Raw genomic sequence first — 5,917 nt, 5'->3', positions numbered from 1 at the left:
GCACCAGTCCTCGCGTCACTCCTAGATAAGCGTCGTGAGCCGTGAGTCCGGCGTTGCGCTGCGCCTCGTCCAGATCATCGCGAGCCTTTTCTTCCAGCGCGAGCGCTTCGCGAATCTTGCTTCGAGTCATGAAGCCATCGGTTAGCGGGAGCGAAATCTGAATACCGATTGCGCCTGCACTGCCGCGGTTTGCACCAGTGTAAAAGTTCGTCTGACCATTGATAAACGCTGCGTTACCGTTATTGACGTTGCCGACGAGCGCGACCGTTGGGTAATCGCCAGCGCGCGCCTTTTTGCGTTCGCGACCCGCGAGTTGCGTTGCGATCATCTTTCTGCGCACGTCGTAGCTTGAAGTGGCCGCAGTGCTTACCCACCGCTCCACGTCGGGCGGTTCCACTGGAGGTAGGCTGACTTCATCGCGCCATCCATTGACGCTACTTACCCGGTGACCAACAATCTTCTGAAGGGTTGCGTAGCTCACGTCGAGCCGGGTTTGCGCAGCGATCTCATCTGCCGCAGCAGTATCGAAACCGGCTTGTGCCTCGTTGGTGTCCACGATCGTCGCATCACCTAGCGCAAAGCGGCGCTGTGCAAGCACCAACTGTTCCGCAACGGCCTTGCGGTGGTTAGTCGCGAGCGCGAGATCGTCCTGAGCGTTAAGTGCATCGAAATAGGCCTGCGACACGCGCAGCAGTACGTCCTGCCTCGCTTCCGCCAACGCCAAATCGGCATCCATTGCGAAGAGCTGGCCCTGCTGGTAAGCCTCCCAGGCAGCCCAATTGAAAAGAGGCTGGTTCAGCGTAAGGGTGAAACCGACGGTTGAATATCCTGGCGTGGTTTGTCCCGGGACGCGTATGCCATTGCGAAACATCACCTGTTGAACGCCGATTTGTGGCAGAAGCCCAGCTCGTCCCTGAGGCGCTTTTTCGATACCCGCACGCCAGCCGGCTTCTGCGCTCTGAAACATAGCATCAGCCAGAAGTGCGTCACTTGCGAGGTTAGACAGGCTATAAGCATAAGCAGTACTCATCGATGTAACTAAAATGACGCCGACGATTGCTTTCATTGCGCTGCACTCTGTGTAGACACAAAATACAACGAAAATTCAGTCAGATACTGCGGGCCTGCTGCGTGTTTTTCGACTTCCTTCACTCGATCAAGCACTATTATTTTTTCACCTATTGTTAGCACTGCTTCGTGAGATCGCATAATGACGAAAGCCATTTCAATATTGATGAAAGAATATAGTAATGAACGGTAGGTTGGAATGAGAAGCGTCTTATCGCAGTCTGAATTGTGAATTTTTTACCGAACGCTACCCATAGCCGGATGGATTTCTCAGCCATTAAGTCACGCGTTTACGCCCTGCAGAACATTTGCCGGATGCCCCATATGGCCCACGGTCTTCGCGAAACGAATCCGAGCGATAGCGTTTACCCTCCGTGCGATGTCGTGTCCCACTCTTCAATTGGCTCGGTCACTCTTTTCTTCACTGTCACTGCCATTCCACCGGTTTTGTTTGTACGATTTTCACCTTTGCTTCGTCCCTCCAAGGCACCGCATGAATTCGCCCGCCTCCCGGCTCAACCCAATCGCCGACTCATCGCTCTCCTCCATCGTCGCCGGTTTCGTCGCCATGATGACGGGCTATACCAGCTCCCTCGTCCTCATGTTCCAGGCCGGCCGCGCGGCCCATCTCTCCAATGCCCAAATCTCTTCCTGGATCTGGGCTCTCTCCATCGGCATGGCGCTCTGCACAATCGGCCTCTCACTCCGGTTTCGCGCTCCCATCGTCATCGCCTGGTCGACGCCCGGCGCAGCGCTCCTCGTCACGTCATTACCCAATGTGGCCTATCCCGATGCCATCGGCGCATTCGTCATCTGCGCCGTGCTCCTGACCATCGTCGGTCTCACCGGCTGGTTCGATACGCTCATGCGCAAAATCCCAGCCGGCATCGCCTCCGCCCTGCTCGCCGGTATCCTGTTCGAAATCGGTATCGAGATATTTAAAGCAGCCCAATTTCAAACGGCTCTCGTGCTCGCCATGTTCTTCACCTATCTCATCGTGAAGCGGCTCGCGCCCCGCTACGCCATCCTCATGACACTCGTGATCGGCATGATCGCCGCAGGCGCGCTCGGCTTGCTCGACTTCAGCCAGTTCCACGTAGCGCTCGCTCACCCCGTCTTCACCATGCCCCACTTCTCGCTCGCCGCAGCGATCAGTATCGGCATTCCACTCTTCGTGGTCGCGATGGCCTCGCAAAACGTGCCCGGCATCGCCGTTCTTCGCGCCGACGGCTACTCGACACCCTCCGCGCCGCTCATCACGACAACCGGCCTCGCCTCGCTCGTGCTCGCGCCGTTCGGCTCGCACGGCATCAACCTCGCCGCCATCACGGCCGCCATTTGTACCGGCCCCGAAGCGCACGAGGATCACGCCAAACGCTATATGGCCGCAGTCTGGTGCGGCATTTTTTATCTGATCGCGGGCGTATTCGGTGCAACTATCGCAGCGCTATTCAGCGCACTACCACGGGCACTGGTGGTGTCAGTCGCCGCGTTGGCGTTGTTCGGCTCGATCATGAGCGGCCTCACCAACGCCATGCACGACGCGCGCCAACGCGAAGCCGCCCTCGTGACCTTCATGGTCACAGCGTCCGGCCTCACGCTGGCATCCATTGGCTCGGCGTTCTGGGGGCTGGTCGCTGGCATCGTCACGCAATTCGTGCTCAACGCGCGCTGGCGGTAGGCCGACCCTGCCACCGCCGGTCGACGCGAAATCTTCACGCAATCGGCGTCTAATCAAGCGGTCGCATCGGCTAGCGATCGGCCACGGACTGGCGACAGATCCGCCACGAATGGGCTGCCGATCGGCTATCGAGGTCCGAGCCTGCGCCAAATGGGCCAGCAGGACTAGAATAGTGGCTGGCGCGAGTCGCTCACCCGTTTCGGTCGTCCGGTCGTCCGCCCTAGTCGCTTGGGCGCGGCCAGCCAGAGCGGCCTCGCAACCCCCTTTCACCGCGGGCATTCCGCATCATTGATAACGGCATCGCGCCGACTACTCGATATGACAACCGCTCTCGACCAGCTCAAGCAATTCACCACCGTCGTAGCCGACACCGGCAACTTCCAGCAACTCGGCGAATTCAAGCCGCAAGACGCAACCACAAACCCGTCACTGATCCTGAAGGCCGTTCAGAACGACGCCTACAAGCCCATCCTCGAAAAGACCGTCAAGGCGAACGCATCGAAGCCGATGGCGCAGATCATCGACCACTTGCTGGTGGCTTTCGGCCTGGAAATCCTGAAGATCGTCCCGGGCCGCGTATCGACGGAAGTCGACGCACGTCTCTCGTTCAACACGCCAGGTTCCATCGCGAAGGGCCGCGAAATCATCAAGTTGTATGAAGACGCGGGCATCGACCGCAAGCGCATCCTGATCAAGCTGGCGTCCACGTGGGAAGGCATCCGCGCGATGGAAACGCTGCAGAAGGATGGCATCCACTGCAACATGACGCTGCTGTTCTCGACCGCCCAGGCAGCCGCCGCAGCGGACGCGGGCGCGCAACTGATCTCGCCGTTTGTCGGCCGTATCTACGACTGGTACAAGAAGTCGGCAGGCGCGGACTGGGACGAGGTCAAGATGGGCGGCGCGAACGACCCGGGCGTACAGTCGGTGCGCAAGATCTACGCGTACTTCAAGAAGTTCGGCTACAAGACCGAAGTGATGGGCGCGAGCTTCCGAACCGTCAGCCAGATCACCGAACTGGCCGGTTGCGACCTGCTTACCATCAGCCCGGACCTGCTGAAAAAGCTCGCCGAGAGCAACGACAAGGTCGAACGCAAGCTCTCGCCGGAAGCCGTGGCTAACGACGTAGTCAACAAGATCGAAGTCGATGAATCGAACTTCCGCTTCCTCGTCAACGACGACGCAATGGCGACCGAAAAGCTGGCCGAAGGCATCCGCACGTTCGCGGCCGATGCCGTCAAACTCGAAAAACTGATCGGGTCGCTGAAGTAATATCGCAGTCGTATTTCGCGTCTGGAAACGGGCGTCGGCGCTATTGCGCCGACGCCTTTTTTTATGCAGTTCGCCAGCGTTTCGGCACGCATGCCTGAGCTAGACTTTTGGCTCCGGTGGCCAGGCTGTCCTCATGCCCCTGTCCACAACCGTCAGCCACGAAAGGAGTCACCCATGCGTCTCGAAGCCTATCTGTTCTTCAATGGCCGCACCGAAGAAGCGCTCGCGTTCTACGCCGAAGCGATCGGCGCTGAAACACTGTCCCTGCTGCGTTTCAAGGATTCTCCCGAGGCCACCAATGCAACGCCCGAATGGCAGGACAAGGTGATGCACGCGACCTTCAGCATTGGATCGAGCGTAATCATGGCGTCCGACGGCGTTCACGCGGCACCGCAAAAGTATTCGGGCTTCAGCGTTTCAATCATCGCCGATGATTTTTCGTCGGGCGAAAAAATGTTCGCAGCACTAAGCAAAGGCGGCGAGATCCGCATGCCCTGGCAACCGACTTTCTGGACCCGCGGTTTCGGCATGATCTCGGACAAGTTCGGCATGCCGTGGATGGTTGCCGTCGACGACGATCTATAAGCCGCGGCCAGGCAGCCGGCGCTCAGCGATGAAACGGCTGGGCGCCCTCGATATTCCATTTGTGCTCGATGTCGATCAAACGCAGACGCAGTCGATCAACCTGCTCGGCCAGCCGCTGTGCGAGCCAGTACGGCCCTTGCAAATTAGGCGCGAGCCCGGGCGCCACGGTCGCGGTGTGCTTGAGTCGCGCCGCCGCCTCAGGCGAACCGGTCGGCGCGTGCAACAATCCCACGCGGCCAAAACGCAATGCGCGCGCCATCAAGAGCAACGTATGGCGCACAGCGCGTTCGTCGGAATATTCGCTGGTGGCAGGCGTTGGCGGATTCCCCGAGGCATCGGGCGACAGCGCGGTCGCCATCATTTCAAGCGCGGACAGGATCGACCGATGCAAACGCTGGATCTCTTCGAGTTGCGCAACCGGCACATCGATTTCCTTCGCCACGGACGGCAACAGCGAACGCAACGCGACCAGACGTGCGCTCATCGTCAGGAAGCGCTTCGTCAGGGTTTCGGCGGGAATGGGCCGGCCTTCGAGAACGGCTGAATAAACGCCTGCGCTTTCGCGCAGATTGTCTGCCAGCCGATAACGCCACGAATACGTCGCGTATTGCGGCAGCACGAACGAAAAAGCAAGCGCGATTGCGATCCCGATCATGACCGTCAGCGTGCGCCATAACCCAACATCGATAGGCAGGTCGCCGTGCCCCCCCACGATCACCATCGTGATGGCGGTCAGCAGCGCGATATACCCTGCCTTGCCGATCGCGCAATAGGCGCATCCGCCCGCGATCAGCGCCATCAGCACATAGGTGGCCATGGTCGACCGCGTGAGCTCCTGAAGCAGGATCAGCGAGAGGCCGAACGTCGCGCCCAGCATGGTCCCGAGCGCGCGTTCAGCCGCTTTCTTGCGGATGTTGCCGTAATGCTGCAAGCCACCGATCACGACCATCAACGTCACCGTCGCCCATTCGCCGTGCGGGATATGAATCCCCGAGGTCAGCGCAATCGACGCGAGGAACGCCAGCGTCACCCTCATGCCATGCAGGAATTTCGCGTGCCGATAGCGGAAATACGGCGAGCCGAGAACATGAAGCTTGCGCCGCGCGTGGCCACGCTGAGGCCGGATCGTGTCGGTGGATGGCATGCGCTTTTCAGTGATGTCACAGTGAAAAAGCAGGGAGATCAGCAGGTGCAGGCGACGCCGCAGGTGACCCTTCAAGCAAAAACGCCCGCAACTTCCGTTACGGGCGTTTTACCAGCTTTTCAGGTGCACAGGGGCATCTCATTGCCCCGTGCACCCTTCTTCAAAAC

At 59.4% G+C, this 5,917-nt stretch carries 5 protein-coding genes; 3 read left to right on the top strand and 2 right to left on the bottom strand.

Annotated features, from left to right (window positions below; genetic code table 11):
- A partial coding sequence (locus WCA53_RS09265) for a TolC family protein (protein ID WP_423908290.1) occupies nucleotides 1-967 on the bottom strand: 967 nt, incomplete at its 3' end.
- A gap of 594 nt (nucleotides 968-1,561) precedes the next feature.
- On the opposite strand from WCA53_RS09265, the gene WCA53_RS09260 reads away from it, so the two are divergent.
- From WCA53_RS09260 to WCA53_RS09250, 3 genes are all read left to right on the top strand, one after another.
- Nucleotides 1,562-2,749 (top strand): benzoate/H(+) symporter BenE family transporter, encoded by a 1,188-nt coding sequence (locus WCA53_RS09260; protein WP_423908287.1) that lies wholly within the window; start codon nucleotides 1,562-1,564, stop codon nucleotides 2,747-2,749.
- 318 nt (nucleotides 2,750-3,067) lie between these two features.
- Nucleotides 3,068-4,021 carry a transaldolase gene (gene tal, locus WCA53_RS09255; protein WP_423908285.1) on the top strand — a complete coding sequence of 318 codons (954 nt, stop codon included), beginning with the start codon at nucleotides 3,068-3,070 and terminating at the stop codon, nucleotides 4,019-4,021.
- Nucleotides 4,022-4,195: 174 nt separating this feature from the next.
- On the top strand, nucleotides 4,196-4,606 hold the full coding sequence (locus WCA53_RS09250; RefSeq protein ID WP_423908283.1) for a VOC family protein: 411 nt from the start codon (nucleotides 4,196-4,198) through the stop codon (nucleotides 4,604-4,606).
- 22 nt (nucleotides 4,607-4,628) lie between these two features.
- Here the strand turns inward: WCA53_RS09250 and WCA53_RS09245 are convergent, their stop codons facing one another.
- Nucleotides 4,629-5,750, bottom strand: a complete 1,122-nt coding sequence (locus tag WCA53_RS09245; protein ID WP_423908281.1) for an FUSC family protein — start codon at nucleotides 5,748-5,750, stop codon at nucleotides 4,629-4,631.
- Between the last annotated feature and the right edge of the window lie 167 nt (nucleotides 5,751-5,917).

This window comes from Caballeronia sp. (assembly GCF_049581465.1).
GTDB lineage: Bacteria > Pseudomonadota > Gammaproteobacteria > Burkholderiales > Burkholderiaceae > Caballeronia.
This window is presented reverse-complemented; position numbering and strand designations above follow the sequence as displayed.